This is a genomic window from uncultured Brachyspira sp. (assembly GCF_944390595.1).
Taxonomy (GTDB): Bacteria; Spirochaetota; Brachyspiria; order Brachyspirales; family Brachyspiraceae; genus Brachyspira.
The window spans coordinates 1-22,284 of sequence record NZ_CALXRN010000179.1 but is presented as its reverse complement, the minus strand read 5'-3'; the positions used below and the strand labels follow the sequence as shown (position 1 = coordinate 22,284).

Genomic DNA, 22,284 nt, shown 5'->3' with positions numbered 1-22,284 from the left:
TAGAAAGTTATCTCATAATCAATCTATTACTAAAGATGATTTGACGGAAGAATATATTTTAGATATGGCGAAAATATATATTGATAATGATTTGCCTGCAGTTTCGTATAAAATTTATAATCAATATCTAGAATTATTTCCTAACAGTGATAATATTGTAATGGTTAAAAATTTTCTCTCTTCAATGCATGAATACAAGATAGAAGAACCTACAGAAATGGAAGATAATATTTTTCATTATAAGAAAGGATATTGCTTATATAGCGAACTCAGAGCAAGCAATTACATTTATCTTATTAATTCTGGTAAGATTGGAATATATAATATAGTAAACTCAAAATTAGTTACAAGATCTATATATTCTAGTAATAATATTATAGACGGATATGCTCCTGATATTAATTATCAGGCATTATCAACTGCTGCTGTTGTATTAGAAGATTCTAAAATAAAATTATTAAAAAAAGAAGATGTTATGTCAATGATATTTAATGTTAACTCATTAAGATTATATTATCTGAAAATAGTATCTACTAAAATAAGAAATAATATATTAAAAGTTATGGCACTTAATGCAAATGATATATCAATAAAATTATATATAACTATTTATTATATTTTAAAAACAGAAACATTATTTAGTAAAGAAATAAATTCTGTTGATCTTTTATATAAAGTAAATGATATAGCTGCAATAATAGGGTATAATAATGCTGCTGCAGTGAAACATGAATTAAAAAAAATAAATTCCTTAAGCATATATGATGATTATATACATGTATTAAATATTAATAATTTTATAAAAGAATATGAGACTCATAAGAAAATATTAATGTCAAAGAATTACGGCCGTTAAGGAATTAATTTATTATTTATTTTCCTATACAGAAATTGGCAAAGATTTCATTTATTACTTCTTCGGCATCAATTTTTCCGCTTATATTTCCAAGTATATTATTTAATATATTCATCTCTTCTGCAACTTCATCTAAAGAAAATGATTGCTTTGATTTTTCTATACATATATCAAGCTGTTTAAGGCTTTTTTCCAAATATCCTTTTTCTCTGCTGTTAACATAACTTTCTTTATTAAAAATTTCCATATCAGAATCAGAAACATAATTTTTTAATGACTGTATTAATTTTTCTTTGCCTTCTTTTGTTTTTGTGCTTATTTTTATTATGTTTTCAGAGTTAATATCATAATCAAATTTATTTTCTGAGTCTGTTTTATTTAGAATATAAATTATATTTTTATTATTTAATGTTTTTAAGAATTCTATTAAGTTGATATCATCTTCATTAGCTTTATCGCTTATATCAAAAACGGCAATTATAATATTAGCTTCATCAGCACATTTTTTTGCTCTTTCAATACCTTCAAGTTCTATATCATTATCAGCTTCTTTATGAAATCCTGCTGTATCCATTAAATAAAAAGGTATATTATCAATATAAATATTCTCACTTAAAAAGTCTCTGGTAGTACCTGCTATATTAGAAACAATAGCTCTTTCTCTATCTAGTATCATATTAAATATACTGCTTTTTCCTGCATTAACTCTTCCTAGTATAGCAACCTTTATACCGTTTATAAGTGTTTCAACTCTTTTTGAATTGGACAAAATATTTTCTATATCTTTTTTTAATTCATAAAAATTTTCTATTAATTTATCATACGAAAAATTTTCAGTATCATCTTCCGGAAAATCCAATTCTCCGCATACAAGCATAAGAGAGTTTTTTATATTTTCTCTGAGTTTATCTATCTCTCTAGTGAGTCTTCCTCGCATTTTATATATGCTTGCTTCAGCCATAAGTTTATTATTGGAATCTATCAAATCATGTATAGCTTCAGCTTCGCTTATGCCTATGCGTCCGTTAATGTATGCTCTGTATGTAAACTCGCCTCTGTTAGCAGCTCTTGCTCCTTGTCTTATTATAAGATTTATTAAAGAATCTATTACTACAATACTGCCATGAGAAATAAATTCTATAGTATCTTCAGAAGTAAATGTATTCGGAGATAGGGTAGAAAGCACGATAAGCTCATCTATAGGCGTATTGTTTTCATCTTTTACCAAAGCATAATAACTTTTTCTATGTTCAAAATTATTTATGTTTTTACTTTCATTGCCAGCATAATAACATATTTTTGATGCTATTTCCAGTGCTTTGTTTCCTGACATTCTTATTATAGCCAATGCACTTTTTGAATATGGGCTTGATAATGCCACAATAGTATCTTTTATATCGTATAAATTATATTCATTCATGTTTTTTTATAAGGATTTTTCTTTTAATTTTTTTGTTTTCTTTTTTACCTTCTTTTGCTCTTTTCTTTCTTTTTTCATTATTTTTTTATTTTCTTTTTCCTGTAATTTTAAAGCAGTTTGTAAATTACCATTTTTTATTATATAGTCAACACAGAAATTATAATCTTTCTGCATTATATTAAGCTCTGAAATTTGTTTTGCAAATTTTACATAATCTGCCTGCTCAAACATATTTATTATATATTCGCTTTCTTCAGAATTATTTTCTTTGAATAATTGATTTATTTCGCTTGTTGTCATATCTTCTATATTAAATTTAAATCTCTTAGTGAGATATCTTTTAAATATAAAAGTTAATTCAAAATAGTATTCAGCATATCTGCCTTCATTATAATAAACACTGCTGTCCATATTTTTTAATAAATTTAATGCTTCTGTATCTTCTTTTATATTAATTTTTTCATTAAATTTCTTTTCTATATATTTTACTATGGCAAATATTAATATTATTATTCCTACAATTGCAAAAGCAATTAATACAATGATACCCCATACATATTTAGGCATTTTTAAGCCAATAGTATTTTTCATAGGAGGCAATACTTCACCGTCTGAGAAAGGATATACTAATACTGTTACATCTTCCCCATATAGTTCTTCATATTTATTATTATAATTGTATGATATTTTAAAAGGAAATATAACGAATTGTCCTACATCATAAAAACCGATTTGGTATTTAATTATTCTTTCTTTATATTCGCCTATATCTCTATTTTTATTTTCTACTGATATGATTCTGCATTTATTATCTCTGTCGTCAAATGAAACATCTTCATATTTATATTCTATATCTTTTTTGTATATTATATGAACCTCATATTCTATTGTATCTCCAATTATTGTATTTACTGAAGATACACTTGTCTTTGCATACATTATAGTATCTTTTTCTATTCTCTTTGAGCATGAATTCAATAATATAAATAGTATTAAAAAAAATAAAAAAACTTTTTTCATGAAACTAAACTTATCCTATATAATCTGCTGTCTTCTTCTTCTCTGCATATTTCAAATACATAATAAGGCGGTTCAAAATAATCTTTAAATTTATCTCCCCATTCTATCATTGTAATACCATTTTCTCTAATTTTATCTTTAAATCCTATATCATCAAGTTCTTCCTTACTTTCAAGCCTGTATAAGTCAGCATGTCTTAAAATGCTTTCATTTCCATTTAGAATAATATTATATTCATTTATCAATGTAAAAGACGGACTGCTTACAATATCTTCGCTTTCTAATAATCTTGATAATATTCTTACAAATGTAGTTTTTCCGAATCCTAAATTGCCCTCCATTATTATGATGTCTCCATCTTTTAATATGCTTTTGAGATATTTGGCAATATCCTCTATGTCTTCAATCTTTATATTTTTTTCTTCTTTTAGGATTTCTTTTTTCATAGTTTTTCAAAAAATAAAATAATAGAAAAATAATATATTATAGGGAATTATTTGTCAAATATAGATTGTTATCTTTTTGCATATTTTGTATATTAAGCATTTCCATAATTGCAAACATAGATATTAATCTTAATGAAAAATTACTCATATCAATTCCTGCAAGCATGAATAGGGTAAATATTATTAATTTCGGATAATAAATTTTTACTAAAATTGATGTCATAAATGATGTAAATAAAGTCATAAAAAACATTATTATTATCACCATATAAGCTATGAATGGTAAATACATTACAATACCCAATGCACTAAAAAATGATATTACCATTAAGAAAAAATGACTTCCAAATACAAATATAGCTGCAGAAGCAAATACTATAGATAAAGTTACAAATATGAATGATTTATGAATATTTTGCATAACCACATATTTTATAAATGCTAAAATATATGCTATCATCAATATTGTAAATGAAAATGATGATAATTTTATCATATAGTTAGAAATAAAAGTTGATATATAATGAAAAATATCAGTATCTATAATTTTATTTGAAGATATTATAAGATAATTTATATTAGATGATAATAAAGATAATAGAATAAATATATATATTCCTCTTTCTAATTCATTTACATCTTTTGATAGAATTATAGGAAGCATAATTTTTACAGTAAGAATTAATGTAATTATAAAAAATGATAATTCTATGATATTATGTATAGTTATTTCCATTATATATAATCTGAGAGTGCCGAGTATTAAAAAAAGTATTCCAATTACAGCAAGCATAATATTAGAATTGAATAAGCAATTATAAAATTTATAAAATACAAGTAAAAAGAAAATAAGCAATACAGCATAATCCAAAATAGAAGTAATTAAATATAAAAAAGAATTATTATCAATAACAATAGCTCTAAAAAGCAAATAATTGAATAATACAATAATAATTAATACATAAGACCAAAAGTTGTATGTACTGACAAAAGATATATTTTTATTTAATTGAATCATTAACCTACTATCCGATTATTATGTATTCTACATATTAATATCATTATAAAAAAATTGCAAGGATTTAAAATACATAGTTTCCATTTGAATCTACTTTGATATTTAATTCTTTTTTAGAATTTTGGAATATATCATATCCTGTTTTTATATTGCTCCAAAAATCTGCTAATGATTTGCTGTATTCTTTTTTATAATAATCAAAATTAGCATCATTCATTTTAAAAGGGAATATATAAACAGGTATTTTATTTTGTCCGCTGTCTTTAGCATATACTGCATATAGATAAATTTCTTTTATTTTGTCATCAGTCATAGGCATGCATCCTATTGTAACTGTAGAACCATGAATAAATATATCTCCTCCCAATCTTGCAGCATCGCTTTTCTTTTTATCAGATTCATTTGGATAATTGATTCCAAGTGAAAGATAATAACTGCTTGCAGGGTTAAATCTGTCTATATAATAAAAACCTTCCGGTACTTGCAAATCGCCTTCTTTTCTTTTAGGACCTAATATTCCGGATTTTGATACTATATTGTATGTTTTTATTAATTTATATGTTTTATCTGTTTTATTTTTGGCGTATATTTCTAATATGTCCTCTTGCTTGTATGCTGTTATTATAATATTTAATTCATTTAATTTTATATTATTATTTTTTAATGTATCTTTTACTAATTTATCTTTTTCTTTTATTGCTGTTCTTACTCTGCTGTATCTTTTTTGATCTTCAAGAAAATCGCCTGCAAATAGCATTGAATTTATCATATTTAAAATAATTATAATGAATAATATTATTTTTTTCATAAACCTTCCTTTGAATCTATTATCGTAAATATTTTCTTGATAAAAAGTGTTTTTTATAGTATTATGTAAGTATATTCTAACATATATTTTAACGGAGGGAGTTATTAATGATAACTTTTAAAGATATTGATGAAAAAGAAATGCAATATATAATTGATAATAATGAAGTAAGCGATAATATAAAAAAAGCATCTGAAAATGTTCTTGCTATATTTACTCAGGATTGGTGCGGAGATTGGAAAGGATTAGAAAGGGAATTAAAGGCTAATGAAGAGAAATCTCCTATAGATATTACAATTTTTATTTGCATGTATAATCAAAGTCCATTATATGAACCTTTTATGAATTTTAAAGAAACAGTATGGAATAATGGATTAATACCATATTTAAGATATTATAAAAATGGTTCTTTTGTTAAAGATACTAATCATTTGCCGTTTCAAAGATTAATAAAAGCCTTTGAGTAAATTTAAAAGTAATAATATGTTTAAAATTGAGAGGGCGGGTTTAGAAAATCTTAAAGAGGTTTCTATTCTCGCCAAAAACATATATTTGAAGTACAATTCCAATTTGGACACCAAAGAAGGAATTGAGAATGTACTTATGTTCATTTCATTTGACAGTATGAAAGTAAGGTTTTTTATGGAAGGCTCCTTGATACTTACTGCAAAAGATGATAATGATATTATAGTAGGAATGCTTGAAATAACAAATTATGATCATATATCTCTTTTTTTTGTAGATGACAAGCATTTCAAATTAGGAATAGCAACTCAGTTATTTGAAGAGGCTAAAAATATATTAAAGTCTGATAAATATACTGTAAAATCCAGTAATTATGCTTTGGAATTTTATAAAAAATTAGGTTTCGTACAATTATTTAATGATATTCAAATTGAAAACGGAGTTCATTTTCATTATATGATTTATTAAAGTAAAAGCAATACTTTATATTAGGCATCGCTTTTACTTTAAATATTTTTATTAAACTTTAAAGAATTCCATAAGGCTTACTAACTCTTTAGCTTGATGCATAAGTGCCTGAGATGCTGCTGATGATTCTTGAACTAATGATGCATTCTGCTGAGTTACAGAATCCATTTGAGTTATTGCTGTATTTACTTGATATACACCTTGCTGCTGTTCTACTGCCATAGAGCTTATATCCTGCATTATTTTAGAAGTGTTTGTTATCTTTTCTTCTATTAATCTAAATATTTCTAGTGATTTTCTTGCTGTTTCTGCAGCTGTTTTGATTTTTTTATTTGAATCCTCTATTAATAATGTAATATTTTTTACAGAACTTTGAGATGTCTGAGCTAAATTCCTTACCTCTGAAGCTACTATTGCAAATCCTTTTCCTTGTTCTCCGGCACGAGCTGCTTCTACTGAAGCATTAAGTGCTAATATATTAGTTTGCGACGCTATCCCTTCTATTATCTTTGTTATATCTGTTATTTTGTTGCTTGCTTCGTATACTAATTCTATATTGCTTGTTGTTTCTTCTATTATATTTCCAGCCTCTCTTACAGATATTTCTGAGTCTTTCATCATTTCATTTCCATAAACTGAATTATCGGCAGAAGATTTGATTGTGGATGCTATTTCTTCCATACTTGAAGCTGTTTGTTCCAAACTTGATGCCTGCATTTCTGTTCTATTAGATAAATCATCATTTCCATTTGATATTTCCGTTGCTGCTGTTGATATTCTATCAGAACTTTGAAGTACTTTAGATATTATATCTCTAAGATTATCAGACATATTTTTGAAACTTTTTAACAATTCTGCAAATTCTGTTTTTTGATTTAATAATTTTTCATCTATTTCTATTTTTAAATTCCCTTTAGATATATTTGAAGAAAGATTAACGCATAAATTTAAATTTTTCATTATACTTTTTGCAATAGAAACCAAAAATAAAAATATAGATATACCTACAAACATTAATACTATATAAAATATAATATTGGATCTTACAACTTTATTATTTGCTTCTTCTAATTTAATTATATTGTCGCTTTCTAATTTATCAAAAAAATTATCTATAGGCTGCATTATTTCATATACGCTATTTTCATATTCTTTACCATTAACTAACTCTATTGCTTCTAATTGTCTTGCCTGATATTCCGGAGCAATAATATTATTTGTTCCTTTTGGTATTGATTTTATTATTTCCATTGCTTTAGTTTCTAATTCTACCAATTCTTCTGATCTGGATTTGGATAAGTTTAAATAATCAAACATCTCTTTAGAAAAATTTAATTCTTTCATAACTTCTTCGTAAGATTTTGTTTCACCATCCTCGTATGGTTTATTTCCGCTTGCTAGATATAATGCCCAATATAATCCTCTGTCATATTTTAATGGTGTAGCTTGAGTTCCTCCTGATATTGCTATGCATTCATTATATGCCTTTTCGTATTTCTCATCTCCGGTTGCAACATAGCTTCTTACAAATTGAGTTAAAAATGCTGAATTTTGCTGATATTTTCTTGCTATTGATGATGATTTAATTACATATTGATATATACTTCTAAATTCTTTTATACTATTTCTTATATTTATTTGTAATATAATTCGTATTGCAATAGATATAATTGTGTAGATTCCAAATATAATGAATTTTGTTTTTATTTTCATATCGCCCCCCAAAGATTATTTTCACAATTAAGACTATGTATTTATTGTACACTAAAAGAAAATTATTTCAATTTGTTTAATTTGTTTTATTATTTTTTTGTTTATAAATTTTCATTTATTGTAAAAATATTAATATTATATTATAATTAACATAATATATTGTTTTAAGCAGGAATAATATGGAAAACATATTAAAAGTTGAAAATTTAAAAATGTACTATCATACTTCAAAAGGTATAGTTAAAGCTATTAATGATATAAGCTTTGAAATAAAAAAAGGAGAAACTTTAGGTATAGTAGGAGAATCCGGATGCGGAAAAACAAGTCTTGGAACTTCTTTATTGAGAATGCCTTCTGTTCCTGGTAAATATGACGGCGGAAAAATTATACTTGATGATGAAGATATTATACCGCTTAAAGAAGAATATATTAGAAAGAATATAAGATGGGCAAAAATATCTATGGTTTTTCAAGGAGCTATGAATTCTCTTACTCCTGTATACACAATAGGAAGCCAAATGATAGAAACTCTTGACAGGCATGCTGATATGTCCAAATCAGAAGCTAATAAACTTATAGAGGAATATTTAGGATATGTAGGACTTCATCCTAATGTAGCAGAAAGATATCCTCATGAGCTTTCAGGAGGAATGAAGCAGCGTGTTGTTATAGCAGCGGCTTTATTTTTAAAACCTAAACTCATAATATTAGATGAGCCTACAACAGCATTGGATGTTATAGTTCAGGCACAGATAATTAATCTTTTGAAAAAACTAAAGAAAGATTTTAATTTATCATTTATTTTTATCACGCATGATTTGGCATTGGAGGCAGAGATTTCAGATAGAGTTTGTGTTATGTATGCTGGAAAAATAGCAGAGCTTGCTGACAATGAACAGATATATAAAAATGCAAAACATCCTTATACTAAGAGATTATTAGCAGCTACTCCTAGATTAAATAAAGCTGTAAGTAAATTAGAGTTTATAGAAGGTACTCCTCCGGATTTGATAAATCCTCCAAGCGGATGCATGTTTTATGATAGATGTAAGGAACGCATAGATAGATGCAAAAATGAAGAGCCTATGATAAAAGATGTTGGAAATGGGCATTTATGTGCTTGTCATTTGATTAATTAATATTTGTTTTAAATTCTTTATATGTGATATATTGTTCGTTACTATAAATTATTGTCATATTTGAATTATTAAAATTCTTATCAGAACTGGATATTATGTTGTATTTTATATTTGAATTAGTATCTAGTGTGAAATTAGGATTTTTTATTTTAATTAATGGATATGAATAATTATCAGAGTCATATAAATCAAAAGAAGTTTCATTTGAATCTTCTAATATTTTGTCTATATGATTTATCATAAATTCCCAGCCTAAATTTTTTCTATCTTTATAAATATCATATACTTGTATATAAACAGCAAATAAATTAAGCACTGAGAATATAACTATCAAATAAAAATATTTTTTATTTTCTATTTTTGTTATTAAATATATAATTGGTATATATGTTAAAGGATATATATTATAAAAATATCTAGGTCTTGCGGCACCTAAATTTAATACCATAAATATAATTATAGTAGCTACAATGTATATAAAATATATTGCAGCAGATTCTCTAAATATTAATTTATCTTTAAGTTTTTTTTGAAATAGATCTTTTATTAAAATTATAAAAGATGATAATCCAATCAATACTGATATTATATAAAATATGAAGCTGAATATTAATTTTATATCTCCATTAAACCATCTTGTAAATATGACCATTATATTATTTCCATAATTATAGTTTGGTTCATTTGTAGGAAAAAATAGTATAGACCATATTTGAGGAGGCTGTATTATTGGTTTTGTAGAATTTTTTAAATTGATAACATTCATAAAATTTGGAAAATTATTTTTTATTTCATATACAAAATATGGAACATATAATAAAAATGATATTAATATTCCAATTGATAATGGTATAATGTAATTTTTAGTTTTTTTCCATCTTAATATTAAATATATAATAAATGTTGGAACAATACTAAAAAAAGTGGCTATATGGCACATAGATTCCATAGCTAAAATAGGAAATATAAAAATACTAGCTATATATGATATTTTATTATCTGATGATATGTAAATTAATATTAATGTTATTGATAAAAATGATAAAATAAAGACAGTATCAGGATTATATATTTCATTTTGAAGGTGTAAAAAAGTAATATTCATAAACAATAACGATATTATTATAGATGCTATTTTAATCCCGAATCTTTTCAACACAAAAAGTATAAATATTATTGGAGATATAGTAATAAGTATGTAATTTAACAATTTTGTTATATCGAAATTTTCTTTGGATAAAAAGTATAATAATGTGTATTGTATATAAAATGTTCCTCCTGGTATTCTTGGAGTATTAATATCATATACATCTTTAGAACCTATAATTAATTGCGGCGATACTACATGCGTACCCATTACAGGAAATTCTTTATTATCATAATATTTTCTCATATTATAATAATGCTCTAAACTATCTCCGCTGGTTAAATTGTACTTATCATATAATTGTACTCTTGTGAATATCCCAATAATAATTGAAAGGATGATAATCAGTATATAAATTAAATATTTATATTTCATATACCAACCATAAAATATTTTGGCAGCAAAGATAAAGCTGTTTAAGAATATAAAATTTGAATTCTATTTGTTTCATAGATATACTTATAATTTAATTTGATTAATTATACTATAATACATATAAATAGTCAACTTTTATTATTTTATAAAAATAAATACTTGATTTCTGTATTATAATATATTAATATTATGTTAATATAAAATAACTATTTAAGAGATTTGAATGTATAATGATATAATATTAAAACTTGAGAATGTCAAAAAATATTTTTATCCCCATGCTAATTTTCTAGAAAGTTTAATGAAAAAAACTAAAGAAATTAAAGCTGTTGATGATATAACTATCGAAGTAAAAAGAGGAGAGATACTTGCTGTAATAGGGGAGTCTGGAAGCGGAAAAACTACCATAGGAAAACTTGTTATGAAGTTAATAAATCCCACTTCCGGAAATATTATATTTGAAAATGAAAATATAAACAATTTTAATAAAGAAGAAACAAACAGATATAGAAGAAATGTTCAGATGATATTTCAAGATCCTTATGCTTCTATGAACCCTAGATTTAAAATAAAAGATGTATTAAAGGAGCCTCTGTATATTCATAATATTAATGGTGATGAAAAAGAATATGATGATATGGTAATAAAAGCATTAAAAGATGTAAAGATTAACCCGCCTGAGGAGTTTATGGATCGTTATCCGCATATGCTTTCCGGTGGACAGCGTCAAAGAGTAGCTACAGCCAGAGCTTTGATACTTAATCCAAAATTAGTTGTTGCTGATGAACCGGTATCTATGATAGATTTATCTACTAGAGCAGAGATACTTTATATGATGAAAGAACTTCAAATAGAAAAGAATTTAAGTTATATATATATTACACATGATTTATCAACAGCAAGATATTTTGCAGATAGAATAGCTGTTATGTATTTAGGAAGTATTGTTGAAATAGGGGATGCTGATGAGATAATAGATAATCCTAAACATCCGTATACAAAGGCTTTAATTGCAGCTGTACCTGATGCTTCTTCAGGCAGAGTAAACATAATAAAAGAATTGCCTATTACAGGAGAAATTCCTAATGCTTCAGATATACCATCAGGATGCAGATTCCATACAAGATGTATATATGCTAAAGAAGAATGTAAGAATACAGTTCCTAAATTAGAAAATGTGAATGAAAATCATAGTGCGGCATGCTTATTGGTTTGAATCATTATCTACTTTTTTCTTTTCTATTTGAGCTATTAATGATTTATCCAATTCCTTAGCACTATTATAACCCATTTCTTTTAAACGGAAATTTTTAGCAGCTGTTTCTATTAAAATACATATATTCCTTCCGGAACGTACAGGAATTTTAAGATAAGGTACTTCTGTATTTAGAATATTATATGTTTTGTCGAATAACCCCATTCTGTCATACTGTTCATCATCTTTCCAATGTTCAAGTTCTATTACCAAATCTAATCTCTTTTTGTCTCTTATAGCACTCATTCCAGAAAGCCTGCTTATATCTACTACACCTATACCTCTCACTTCCATATTATGTTTTATAAACTCGTTTTTCTTTCCTATTATTCTGCCGTCTTTCAACTTTCTAAACTCAACAGTATCATCTGAAATTAATCTATGCCCTTTTGATATAAGCTCTAATGTAGCCTCGCTTTTTCCAACACCGCTTTTTCCTAATATTAAAACTCCAACACCGAATACTTCTACAAGGCCTCCATGAGTAGTAAATGATTCTACAAATTCATCTTCAATTAATGCTTCTATAGATCTAATCATTTCAGAAGTTGTTAATTCGCTTATTATAACACATATATTGTTTTTTTTAGCTATTTCCAAGAATGATTCAGGAGGATTAAGATTGTAAGTGAATATGCATATAGGAATAGGGTAGCTAAGCATTTCTTCAAATACATCAGTTTTATTTTCTTCATCAAGTGTTACAACATAATTTCCTTCGCCTTTACCAAATATTTGTATTCTTTGATAAGCAAAGTCTTTAAAATATTTAAACAATGCCATACCTGGTCTGTTAATTTCATAACTAACTATTTCGTTTTTCATTCCAACCAAACCGGTTAAACGTCTTACTTTTAAGAAGTTATTTTTTGCTTCATTAAGGTCAAGAAATTTTTTTACAGATATTTTAGGCATTATATTTTCATTTCCTCTTTGGCAATAAGTTCTATTACTTCATCAGATTTTTCTGCATTTATAAGTTTTTCCAAGAAATGCGGATTATCTCTTAATATCTTAGCTATTGCAGTAAGAACTTTTAAATTTTCACTTGCTGAGTCTTTAGGTGCAAGAAGCATAAACACAGCAAATACTTTTTTCTTATCAACTGATTTGTAATTTATTCCGTTTTTTATTGTTGCTACACTTAGAATAATAGATTTTACAGCATCTGTTTTAGCATGCGGTATAGCAATACCGTTTCCAACTCCGGTACTCATTAATTGTTCTCTAGCCATAATAGCATGTTCAGCATCATCTTTATTTAATAAAAGCCCGCAGCTGTTTAGCCTTTCAACCATTTTAGAGAGAAGATGTTCTTTATCCGTCTCTTGTACATCTATCATTATAGATTCTTTATTTATGTAGTCTATTAAACTCATATTGTATTCCCTCCAAAATGGTTTGTAATATATTTTTTTTATTAAATATCAAAAATTCTTATTAATACAAATGAATTATTTGATTCTTTATATACAGCTTCTGCTTGTTCTGTTATGCTGCTTATGTAAACAACAAATTTTTTATCAGGGTTATCTGTCAAATAATTAACAGCTTCGCTGACATTATATTCTTCGATTAGGTAAGTTTCGCTTTTACTTGCATCTATATTGTTGTCAGAAGTTACGCTTACCTCATCTATGTTCCAATATTCATCATTATGATATATTTCCAATACTTTGTTGTTATCGCCTTTGAATAAGAAAACAGGATATTTTCCTATTTTAATGCTGTATAAGTCTTCTCCTTGTTTAATAGGTAAGTATGCCATATAAGGTTTTTTATCAGCATTAAAGTGAAGTACAGCATCTAATTCATCTAAAGGTTTTTCATATATACCAACAGAGTTAATAGAATAAGTATTTTCATCATCATCGTCAGTTGGAATACTTTTATCAACAACAGCTCTTTGGCTTCTATCTATATTTCTTTCTTTAGATTTTCTTATTTCTCTTTCTATTTTTTGGAACATAGCATCTATTGCTACATATAAATCTTTTTCTTTTTCTTTATCATGGAAAACTTTTTTTCCAAAAGCTATAGTACCTTGTACTGTATATTCTCCATGCATATGCTCGCATATAATATTAGCATCTATTATTCTATCAGCATGAATTTTTATATTTTGCATCTTATTTGCTATATGTTCTTTAACATTCTTAGTGATTCTTACATTCTTTCCAATAATATTTTGATGCATAAAATCTCCTTGTACTTTATCTAAACCTTGATGATAGAAGATTCATACTTTTTCTGTATTTTGCAACAGTTCTTCTGGAAATTTCTATTCCCTCGCTTTTAAGTATCAATCTAATCTTTTCATCACTCAATTTTGCTGGAGAATTTTCTATAATTCTTTTAATAATTTCTTTTACAGATCTAGAACCAAGCCCGCCATTTATAGCTCTAGAGAAAAAATATTTTATAGAAAAAGTACCCCAAACTGTATTAAGATATTTGCCGTTAGCTATTCTACTTATAGTAGATTCGCTTAAATTAACTTCTAAAGACATATCTTTTAAAGTTAATGGCTTTATAAACTCTTTTCCATACTCAAAAAAATCAATTTGAAGCTTAAGCAGATTTTCTCCTATTTTTAACAATGTTTTTTTTCTTTCATTTGATGCATTGATTAAACTTTCAGCCTCTCTTTTCTTTTCTTTCAAAAAGTTTACACTATCTTTATTTTTCTCTATATTTAATAGTTTAATATATTTTTTACTAATTTTCAAGGGGGCGATAAATGTTTCGTCTGTTTTTACAATCCATACATCATTTTCTTTAAAAATAAATAATTCGGGCACTATATATTTTATCATAGAAGTATCATATTCTCTTGCCGGGTATGGTTCTAAAGTTTGTATTAATTTAAGAGCCTTTAATACATCCTCTTCTTCTGCTCCTATATTAGAGGCTATATATTTGTAATTTTTTTTAGATAGTTCATCCAAATAATTTTCTACTATTTGTATGGCTATATCGAATATTTTTTTATCTTCTTCTTTGATTTCCTGCTTTTTGAATTTAAGCTGTATTGATAAGCATTCATTTATATTTTTTGCCGCTACTCCTATAGGATCTAATGTTTTCAATATGGATACTATTTTTTCAACTTTTTGTATATTTGCATTTAATATATTTGATATTTCATCATAGCTATTAGTTAAGTATCCGTCTTGATTTATGAAACTGCATATATGCTCTGCAAGTTCTATATCTTTTCTATCATTAAGTATTATTTCTAATTGGCTTTTTAAATGTGAAAATAGGCTTTCTTTATCATTTTGGGCTGTATTTTCTATTATAGAATCAATATCTAAAGAAGATGATTTTGAATTTTTAAACTCTTTTACATCATATTCTAAAAATGGATTTTCCTCCATTGTCTTTTCTATTTTCTCTTTGAGTTCTATTGCCGGCATTGATATTACATCAAGCCAAAGCTTAGTTTGATAATTTAATCTTAAATCATTTTTTATAGCTGTTCTTGTTGATGTATTAGTTGATAATGCCATAATTTTTAATCATAAAACCCAAGCTCTAAATAATGTAAAATAGTACTTATAAATCTAGGAGGAATAGCAAAAGGATCTATTAATGTTTTAAATAAATTATGTTCCTCAAGTTTATAAAATTTTATGTTGTCTATTATTATATCTTCATCATAAGCTATACAATTGATTTCACATACTATTTTTAGTATATCATCTAATATGTAATAAGATACATTTTCATTATAATAGTTTATTTTTATTTCTAAATCTTTAGATAATTCTTCTATATATTTTTCTGATATTTTTTTGCCATGAAATGCCATCATAGCATTGTTTTCAACATGCTTTTCTTCTAAAATATATCTTTCTAATTGTATTTGCTCTATAGGCTGATTTATTTCATATAAGTCTATTTGCTTAGCCCATTTTTTTGTATATTCTTCATTAGCATCTACTGGATGGAATAAAGTTATATAATTTTTGGAATGTGTTTCTTTAGGAAGCTCATATAAATCTTCATCGATAGAGGATAATGATCCGTCTTCCATATATCTAAATGAATCTATTAAATTTCCGTCCTCATCATATACTCCCCAAACAAATGCTAAAGTAAAATACTGCATAACAGGATTTTCTACAAAAACTTCAAAAAATGTTTGATAATCCCATTTTCTGCCATTTAAAAGTACTTTTTTCAATTTCTGTTTCTGATATACAATAATCGCTTCAAGGGCATTTTTAGTTTCCATTAATATTTTTTTAGCTTCTTCAACCTTTTGTTTATCATCGCCTTCTTCTGCTTCAGGAAGTTCTTTCAATATTTTATGATTAGTATTATCTATAATCTCTAAATATGCATCGCTCAAAAGCTGCAATGTGAAGCTTCTATCTCCATAAGATATTTTTTTATTTCTCTCTATATTAAATCCTAAATTTGGAAGAACTTTATCAAATAAATTGTCTACAGGAACTCCTAAGCATTCTGCTGCTTTTTTGAATGATTCTTTTGCGGCATTTTTTAGTTTTTTGTTTTTGGACATATATATTATATTGTTTATAATCATCAAAGCAAATTTATCCCCATTCATTGCTATGGCAGGTACTATGTATGAAGCTAAAGATGATTTGAAATTATCATGCCAATATTCTATTCTGTCATATATGCTTACTATTTGATTATAATTACCATAAATACAATATGGTATGATTATATTTTTATGTTCTTCTTTTGATCCATTGTCAATCCAATATCTGTATATATTTTCAAAAGTATTTCTAACAGAATTTATATCAAATATAGCTATCATACTGTCAGCATCTTTTATTCTGTATGGTTCTTTAAGGAACATATACTCTAATAATATATATTTCAATACTTTTGATGGAACTTTTATATTATTATCTTTTTTCATCAATACATTGCTTATTAAAGATTCATCTATAAAATCAATCAAATGCTCATATTTTTCATCATAGTAATCATCGATATATTGATTTATTTCATCTATAGAATTGAATTTGAATCCTTTTCTACTATAATTCCATTTTTTTATTATGCGTTTTAATTCAAATTGTACATCTTCTCTATAAGCATGTATACTGTTTTCTACATAGCTTCTTGAATTATATTCATCTTTTTCTATCAAATTTAATGCACATCTTATAATATCTTTATTTTTTAAATGAAGTATGTAGCATAAAATAGAATAATTAGTTAATCCTGCTTTGTTTTTATTATATAAAAGTTCTAAAAAGTCTATCAATGCATAACTTTTATATGAAACGGCTTTTAAAAATACTTTATCATTAAACATATTTACTATGTGATCAGCATTTTTATTAACTATATTTAATATATATTTAGGCTTGAATATATACATAGGATAAGTAAATAAATATGTAATTATCAAGTCTTTTAAATCTAATTCATACCCTTGCAAATATTCTAATATTTCTTTAAGTTTTATATTAAAAAATTGCTTTCTTTCTTTTATCATTATTGGTATTGCTAAATTATACGGCAATGATTTTAATAAAGCTCTTACAACCTTTCTTGCATTTTCATTATAATCATACATTATAACTATTATTCTTGTTGAAAATATTATATCATTGCTTAATTCAACGGATAAATCATATTTATCAATTTTCTCATTTGATAATAATTCAAATATATTCTCAGACTTTATTTGATAAACTTTTTCTAAATCCTTTTTTATATTGTTTATAAAATAATCTATATTATTATCTAATATAGTCATATCAGCATTTTCATCATTCATTATTAATAGAATACATGTTAGTATAACTTTCAATTCTATTATATATGGAATATTAACATGCTTTAATATTTCATATAATTCATAAAATGATGTTTTATCATTTTCATAAAGAAGTTTAACTCCGTCAAAAATTTTATTAGAATTTGCAAATATATTATAATCTAGGTATTCTACTAGGAATACAAAGTACTTAGGCATATTAAGCTGTTCTAAATAATTAATAAATTCATTAAAACTTTTGTTTTCTAATTTTTTACTGAAGTTTTTTCTTATTAGGAAAAATATTCTTATTAAGTAAGCTAAATTTACAAGCAAATCATTATTTTTATTGAGAATATTATTTTCAAGTAATTCAGCAAATTTATTTTTTATATTATCATCTAAATCTATTATTAACAATAAAGATAACATATAATCTAAATAATTAACTTTATCTGAATATTCTAATATCTTTCCTATCTTTTCATAATCACCATAATATATTTTTATAGATATTGCCATTAAAGCAATTAATATATTATCTTTATATTCTTCTATTATCTCATCAATGTTAGAATTGCATATACTTTCCATATATTCATCAGTTTCTTTAGGAAAATATTTTTGTGCATAGTAATAATAAATAGATATGTGCATTTTAGCATTCATAATTTCATTAGATATAGGATTTATACTATATGAATGTCTTTTATATTCTCTGTTCCAATTATTAATTTTTTCTAATGATATGCATTTCAATAAAGATTCTTTTATACTAATACCGGATATCATATTTATTATTAGTATTTCAAAGATATATATATTTTCTACATAATGCAAAGATATTATTTTAAATAATCTTAATATAGATTCATCATTTTTATTTTCTAAATAGATATCTAATAGTTTTGAATATATATTATGATCATTTGACATACTATATATTATTTCATCAGGATTAAAATCTATGCTGTCAATTTCATTAAATACGTATTTTTTTATACTTTCTTTATAAGCATGATTTTTAAAAATATCATCTATATAATTTTCCCTAACACACATTGAAAAATGCCTTAATATATTATTATTGATAATATACCATATTTTCAAAAAAAATGAATAGAAAATTAATCAATTATAAATATAACTTTGCAATTTTTTATAGCATTCTTTAGTTTAGCACTGCTCATTATAATGCTTGCATCCTCATTTCCTATAACTAAATCACTTGCAAGTCTGCCTCTGGCTCTCCAAGCAACTACATTATATGGTTTTTGACCTACTATATTGGTTATATTTCCATTAGTTAGGAATGAATTTGTAGAATATGTAATATAACCGTTTGTAGCTGCTATAGCCTTATTTATATAAGCTATGCTGTATATTTCGTTTCCGTCCTCATCATATACTGTAGGGAATAATGATGGTGTAAAACCTATATTTCTGGCATCTATTACAAGACTGTCGTAATCTGTACCAGTATCAAAATATGTTATAATTGGATCTGTTTTATATACATTTATATTATTTACAAGATCTGCCATTAAATTATTTGTTGTCATGTCCAAAGCCATAAGAACCTTTACACTTGTTCTAGTAGGGTATGATATTCCAACAAGTCTGGCATTATTTATAGAACTTACAACTTTTTCTTTTAAAACCATATTGTTTTCTATGATATTGTATATTGTATCATCACTGTCTATAGGTATATTGCCTAATGTATCATACAATGTTTTTACAGTTTCTTCTTCAGCCTGCTGCTGTAATATTAATAATGCTTCAGGATGCAGACGTCTGTCTGTTATGAAATCAGCAGTTGCATCAGCATATATTGTATATGTTGTATAATCAACCCTTCCTTCTCCGGTATTAACTAATATATTATTATTAGTTGTAGATGTATATTGAGCGAAAAGCAATATATTTATAGTAACAAAGAGTAAAATAACCTTAATATTCATATAAACTCCAATATGCTGTAAATATTCTCGGTTTATAAAAAAAATCCTTAAAGATATTTTTATAATAGTTATTATCTTTTTTCTAATTTTTTTAAATATGTAGATACATTAATGTATCCGTTATATTTCATAACTTCATAAGCCTTTAAACCTATGGAATTTGTCTCTGTATAGTTTATATTATTATAAATTAAATATCTAGCTATTTCTATTTTTGTGGCAAAAAATATAGCATTCTGCCCCCAATCATCTTTTTCATTAATATCTACTTTTACATTTTCAACTAAATATTTTATAAGCTCCATATTTTCATTTTCAACGGCATACATAAGTATAGTCTTGCCTAATATATCCCTTTTATGTATGTCAGCACCGCTTTTTATAAGCAATCTTACAGAATATAAATCACCAGCTGAACAAGCATAATGAAGGGCTGTTTTTCCGCTGTTGTCAGAGGAATTAACATCTCCATTATTATTTATAAGAAGATTTAGTATATATGGATAATTAGCGGATAATATTAATGCATTCTCCCCTTTAGCATTTGTTATCGATATATCAGCCTTTTTTTCTATAAGGTAGTCAGCTAAGTCATAATAACCTATTGAAACAGCTTCCATTAATAAAGTATTTCCATTTTCATTTGTTATATTAATATCACCATCATTTTCTAAATATCTGTCAATTTTTTCTATAATATATATTAGTTTATTATCATCTGTTATATAATCAAATACACTAGGTTTTTTTGGAATATTTGAATTGTTGAATATATTATTTTCTTCATTTTCACTGTCATAATATATATTTTCACTAAATAGGTTAGGAAGCAAATAACTGTACATTACAAATATTAGAATTAAATACTTTGTTTTCATATCCCCCCAAATTTTAGTTATATTAGTTAATAAAAAATATTAGAAATTATAATTCAGCTATTTCTTATCTTTTTTAATTCTTCAAGCATAAAGTTCAAATCATCTATTACTTTTTGTTCCTCTTTCTGATTTCTTAAAATATATGCAGGATGATATGTTGCTATAACTGCTACATCTTTTCCATTGTTATTATAATAATGAACTTTATTTCTAGCTTTTCCAAAAGGTGTTTTTAAATCAAAATCTATTAAATTACCAAATCCATGTCTTCCCAAAGCACATATTATTTTAGGATTAAGTATTTTTAACTGATTTACAAAAAAATCTCTGCAGTTTTTCTTTTCTTCAGGCAAAGGATCTCTATTTTCAGGAGGTCTGCATTTTAAAGCATTCATAATATAATACGGCTCTTTATCAATATTAAGCTGATTAATCCATTTATCTAGTAATTTTCCGCCTCTGCCTACAAAAGGAAGTCCTTGTTTATCCTCGTCAGCTCCCGGAGCTTCTCCTACAAATACTATATCAGGTTTTTCATTTCCGCGTCCGAATACAACATTCAATCTGCTATTACATAAAGCTTCGCATTTCATACATTTTTCAACTTCACTGTATATTTTCTTTAATTCTTCATCTTTTATTTCTTTCATTATATTAATATCCTTGCCGCTTTGCTTTTTTATTGTTTTTGCTGGATTTCTTAATATTATTTTCTTGCTATGAGAATTACAAACAACATTTGAGAATTTTATTTTATTCTGCTGTAAAAAATAGCTTTCTATTTTGTTCATATTAATAAATCCTAAACATCATATTTAAAACATTGTTTATATTATATAATAAAATAGAATTTATTAAAAATTTTTATTTATAAACTTATTATTATTTATATGTAATAAAAATTATTTGCTTTGTAAATTTTTATATTTTGTTAAATGTATGCTTTATTATGTGTTGTTTATCAAATTCAGTTTTTAGTTTATAGAGAATATAGCTTTTTTGCACTTCATTAGTCGTAAAAGAAGTGGCGGCAAGATACCAAAACAAAAATATAAATTTATTTTTAACAAAATATAGTTGTTTAGGTATATATTACATAATTATTATATAATTAATCATATTAAAAAAATCTTCATTATAGATTATATCAATTTTATAATGAAGATTTTAATTTATTTAAATATGAAATTTACTTTCTATTTCTTTGAGCTTTTTTTAGAATACCTGCAATTTTTCTAAGTTTAAGATTATTTGCTATATCTAAAGCAGTATCTCCATGGTCATCTTCTATATTTACATCGGCTCCTTTTTCTACTAGAAATTTAACATATGGTTCAGCAAACCTTGATCCTGATGATGCACAAGCCCAAATTAAAGAAGTGTATCCTTCATAATCTTGAGCATTAATATCTGCACCTTTTTCTAATAAAACCTCAGCTAATTTTATACGATATTCCTGAAAACTTTTATTATTAAAATTACCTTCACCCATACCAAGATATATCAAAGGAGTATATTCTCGTTTATTCTTTATGTTTACATCAGCACCTTGCTCTATTA

The 22,284-nt window shown here is 25.3% G+C and carries 21 protein-coding genes; 5 read left to right on the top strand and 16 right to left on the bottom strand.

Features of this window, described 5'->3' with window-relative positions; genetic code table 11:
• A partial coding sequence (locus tag Q0J90_RS10440) for a cAMP-binding protein (protein ID WP_297277843.1) occupies positions 1–856 on the top strand: 856 nt, incomplete at its 5' end.
• A 16-nt stretch (positions 857–872) separates the two neighbouring features.
• On the opposite strand, the gene mnmE is transcribed toward Q0J90_RS10440, so the two are convergent.
• From mnmE to Q0J90_RS10415, 5 genes are all read right to left on the bottom strand, one after another.
• Positions 873–2,276: a tRNA uridine-5-carboxymethylaminomethyl(34) synthesis GTPase MnmE gene (mnmE, locus tag Q0J90_RS10435; RefSeq protein ID WP_297277842.1), complete on the bottom strand. Its 1,404-nt coding sequence runs from the start codon at positions 2,274–2,276 to the stop codon at positions 873–875.
• Positions 2,277–2,282: 6 nt separating this feature from the next.
• Entirely contained in the window at positions 2,283–3,296 is a 1,014-nt protein-coding gene (locus Q0J90_RS10430) for a hypothetical protein (RefSeq protein WP_297277841.1), read from the bottom strand.
• A complete protein-coding gene (gene tsaE, locus Q0J90_RS10425) occupies positions 3,293–3,742 on the bottom strand; it encodes a tRNA (adenosine(37)-N6)-threonylcarbamoyltransferase complex ATPase subunit type 1 TsaE (RefSeq protein ID WP_297277840.1) in 450 nt (149 codons plus the stop codon). The genes Q0J90_RS10430 and tsaE overlap by 4 nt, the downstream gene beginning before the upstream one ends.
• Positions 3,743–3,779: 37 nt before the next feature.
• Positions 3,780–4,760 carry a WESB_1763 family membrane protein gene (locus tag Q0J90_RS10420; RefSeq protein ID WP_297277839.1) on the bottom strand — a complete coding sequence of 327 codons (981 nt, stop codon included), beginning with the start codon at positions 4,758–4,760 and terminating at the stop codon, positions 3,780–3,782.
• A gap of 64 nt (positions 4,761–4,824) precedes the next feature.
• Complete coding sequence (locus Q0J90_RS10415) at positions 4,825–5,568, bottom strand: L,D-transpeptidase family protein (protein WP_297277838.1); 744 nt, start codon at positions 5,566–5,568, stop codon at positions 4,825–4,827.
• A gap of 107 nt (positions 5,569–5,675) precedes the next feature.
• Here Q0J90_RS10415 and Q0J90_RS10410 point away from each other — a divergent pair, with 107 nt between their 5' ends.
• Both Q0J90_RS10410 and Q0J90_RS10405 read left to right on the top strand, forming a co-directional pair.
• On the top strand, positions 5,676–6,035 hold the full coding sequence (locus Q0J90_RS10410) for a hypothetical protein (RefSeq protein WP_297277837.1): 360 nt from the start codon (positions 5,676–5,678) through the stop codon (positions 6,033–6,035).
• 16 nt (positions 6,036–6,051) lie between these two features.
• On the top strand, positions 6,052–6,501 hold the full coding sequence (locus tag Q0J90_RS10405) for a GNAT family N-acetyltransferase (protein ID WP_297277836.1): 450 nt from the start codon (positions 6,052–6,054) through the stop codon (positions 6,499–6,501).
• A gap of 51 nt (positions 6,502–6,552) precedes the next feature.
• Here Q0J90_RS10405 and Q0J90_RS10400 read toward each other — a convergent pair whose 3' ends face one another.
• A complete protein-coding gene (locus tag Q0J90_RS10400) occupies positions 6,553–8,214 on the bottom strand; it encodes a methyl-accepting chemotaxis protein (protein ID WP_297277835.1) in 1,662 nt (553 codons plus the stop codon).
• A 179-nt stretch (positions 8,215–8,393) separates the two neighbouring features.
• Between Q0J90_RS10400 and Q0J90_RS10395 the strand changes: the two genes are divergently transcribed.
• A complete protein-coding gene (locus Q0J90_RS10395; RefSeq protein WP_297277834.1) occupies positions 8,394–9,353 on the top strand; it encodes an ABC transporter ATP-binding protein in 960 nt (319 codons plus the stop codon).
• On the opposite strand, the gene Q0J90_RS10390 is transcribed toward Q0J90_RS10395, so the two are convergent.
• On the bottom strand, positions 9,346–10,746 hold the full coding sequence (locus tag Q0J90_RS10390; RefSeq protein ID WP_297277833.1) for a hypothetical protein: 1,401 nt from the start codon (positions 10,744–10,746) through the stop codon (positions 9,346–9,348). The two genes, Q0J90_RS10395 and Q0J90_RS10390, sit on opposite strands and share 8 nt — an antisense overlap.
• A 352-nt stretch (positions 10,747–11,098) precedes the next feature.
• Here Q0J90_RS10390 and Q0J90_RS10385 point away from each other — a divergent pair, with 352 nt between their 5' ends.
• Entirely contained in the window at positions 11,099–12,091 is a 993-nt protein-coding gene (locus Q0J90_RS10385) for an ABC transporter ATP-binding protein (protein WP_297277832.1), read from the top strand.
• Here the strand turns inward: Q0J90_RS10385 and hprK are convergent.
• The 9 genes from hprK to Q0J90_RS10340 form a co-directional block, all read right to left on the bottom strand.
• Positions 12,080–13,045 carry an HPr(Ser) kinase/phosphatase gene (hprK, locus tag Q0J90_RS10380; RefSeq protein ID WP_297277831.1) on the bottom strand — a complete coding sequence of 322 codons (966 nt, stop codon included), beginning with the start codon at positions 13,043–13,045 and terminating at the stop codon, positions 12,080–12,082. The two genes, Q0J90_RS10385 and hprK, sit on opposite strands and share 12 nt — an antisense overlap.
• Positions 13,045–13,509 (bottom strand): PTS sugar transporter subunit IIA, encoded by a 465-nt coding sequence (locus tag Q0J90_RS10375; RefSeq protein WP_297277830.1) that lies wholly within the window; start codon positions 13,507–13,509, stop codon positions 13,045–13,047. Before Q0J90_RS10375 ends, hprK begins: the two co-directional genes overlap by 1 nt.
• A 41-nt stretch (positions 13,510–13,550) precedes the next feature.
• Positions 13,551–14,327 carry a ribosome-associated translation inhibitor RaiA gene (gene raiA, locus Q0J90_RS10370; protein ID WP_297277829.1) on the bottom strand — a complete coding sequence of 259 codons (777 nt, stop codon included), beginning with the start codon at positions 14,325–14,327 and terminating at the stop codon, positions 13,551–13,553.
• Positions 14,328–14,343: 16 nt separating this feature from the next.
• Positions 14,344–15,642: an RNA polymerase factor sigma-54 gene (gene rpoN, locus Q0J90_RS10365; protein WP_297277828.1), complete on the bottom strand. Its 1,299-nt coding sequence runs from the start codon at positions 15,640–15,642 to the stop codon at positions 14,344–14,346.
• A gap of 5 nt (positions 15,643–15,647) precedes the next feature.
• Positions 15,648–18,944: a DUF4132 domain-containing protein gene (locus tag Q0J90_RS10360; RefSeq protein WP_297277827.1), complete on the bottom strand. Its 3,297-nt coding sequence runs from the start codon at positions 18,942–18,944 to the stop codon at positions 15,648–15,650.
• A 65-nt stretch (positions 18,945–19,009) separates the two neighbouring features.
• Entirely contained in the window at positions 19,010–19,846 is an 837-nt protein-coding gene (locus tag Q0J90_RS10355; protein ID WP_297277826.1) for a hypothetical protein, read from the bottom strand.
• Positions 19,847–19,917: 71 nt separating this feature from the next.
• Positions 19,918–20,724, bottom strand: coding sequence for an ankyrin repeat domain-containing protein (locus Q0J90_RS10350; RefSeq protein WP_297277825.1), 807 nt, complete (start codon positions 20,722–20,724; stop codon positions 19,918–19,920).
• A gap of 53 nt (positions 20,725–20,777) precedes the next feature.
• Positions 20,778–21,515, bottom strand: coding sequence for a uracil-DNA glycosylase (locus Q0J90_RS10345; RefSeq protein WP_297277824.1), 738 nt, complete (start codon positions 21,513–21,515; stop codon positions 20,778–20,780).
• Between the two features lie 398 nt (positions 21,516–21,913).
• The coding region (locus Q0J90_RS10340) for an ankyrin repeat domain-containing protein (protein ID WP_297277823.1) at positions 21,914–22,284 on the bottom strand (371 nt) is incomplete at its 5' end.

Coding starts and splice junctions, on each gene's coding strand:
- mnmE (WP_297277842.1), bottom strand. CDS start 2,276: ATGAATGAATATAATTTATACGATATAAAAGATACTATTGTGGCATTA.
- Q0J90_RS10430 (WP_297277841.1), bottom strand. CDS start 3,296: ATGAAAAAAGTTTTTTTATTTTTTTTAATACTATTTATATTATTGAAT.
- tsaE (WP_297277840.1), bottom strand. CDS start 3,742: ATGAAAAAAGAAATCCTAAAAGAAGAAAAAAATATAAAGATTGAAGAC.
- Q0J90_RS10420 (WP_297277839.1), bottom strand. CDS start 4,760: ATGATTCAATTAAATAAAAATATATCTTTTGTCAGTACATACAACTTT.
- Q0J90_RS10415 (WP_297277838.1), bottom strand. CDS start 5,568: ATGAAAAAAATAATATTATTCATTATAATTATTTTAAATATGATAAAT.
- Q0J90_RS10410 (WP_297277837.1), top strand. CDS start 5,676: ATGATAACTTTTAAAGATATTGATGAAAAAGAAATGCAATATATAATT.
- Q0J90_RS10405 (WP_297277836.1), top strand. CDS start 6,052: ATGTTTAAAATTGAGAGGGCGGGTTTAGAAAATCTTAAAGAGGTTTCT.
- Q0J90_RS10400 (WP_297277835.1), bottom strand. CDS start 8,214: ATGAAAATAAAAACAAAATTCATTATATTTGGAATCTACACAATTATA.
- Q0J90_RS10395 (WP_297277834.1), top strand. CDS start 8,394: ATGGAAAACATATTAAAAGTTGAAAATTTAAAAATGTACTATCATACT.
- Q0J90_RS10390 (WP_297277833.1), bottom strand. CDS start 10,746: ATGAGAAAATATTATGATAATAAAGAATTTCCTGTAATGGGTACGCAT.
- Q0J90_RS10385 (WP_297277832.1), top strand. CDS start 11,099: ATGTATAATGATATAATATTAAAACTTGAGAATGTCAAAAAATATTTT.
- hprK (WP_297277831.1), bottom strand. CDS start 13,045: ATGCCTAAAATATCTGTAAAAAAATTTCTTGACCTTAATGAAGCAAAA.
- Q0J90_RS10375 (WP_297277830.1), bottom strand. CDS start 13,509: ATGAGTTTAATAGACTACATAAATAAAGAATCTATAATGATAGATGTA.
- raiA (WP_297277829.1), bottom strand. CDS start 14,327: ATGCATCAAAATATTATTGGAAAGAATGTAAGAATCACTAAGAATGTT.
- rpoN (WP_297277828.1), bottom strand. CDS start 15,642: ATGGCATTATCAACTAATACATCAACAAGAACAGCTATAAAAAATGAT.
- Q0J90_RS10360 (WP_297277827.1), bottom strand. CDS start 18,944: ATGTGTGTTAGGGAAAATTATATAGATGATATTTTTAAAAATCATGCT.
- Q0J90_RS10355 (WP_297277826.1), bottom strand. CDS start 19,846: ATGAATATTAAGGTTATTTTACTCTTTGTTACTATAAATATATTGCTT.
- Q0J90_RS10350 (WP_297277825.1), bottom strand. CDS start 20,724: ATGAAAACAAAGTATTTAATTCTAATATTTGTAATGTACAGTTATTTG.
- Q0J90_RS10345 (WP_297277824.1), bottom strand. CDS start 21,515: ATGAACAAAATAGAAAGCTATTTTTTACAGCAGAATAAAATAAAATTC.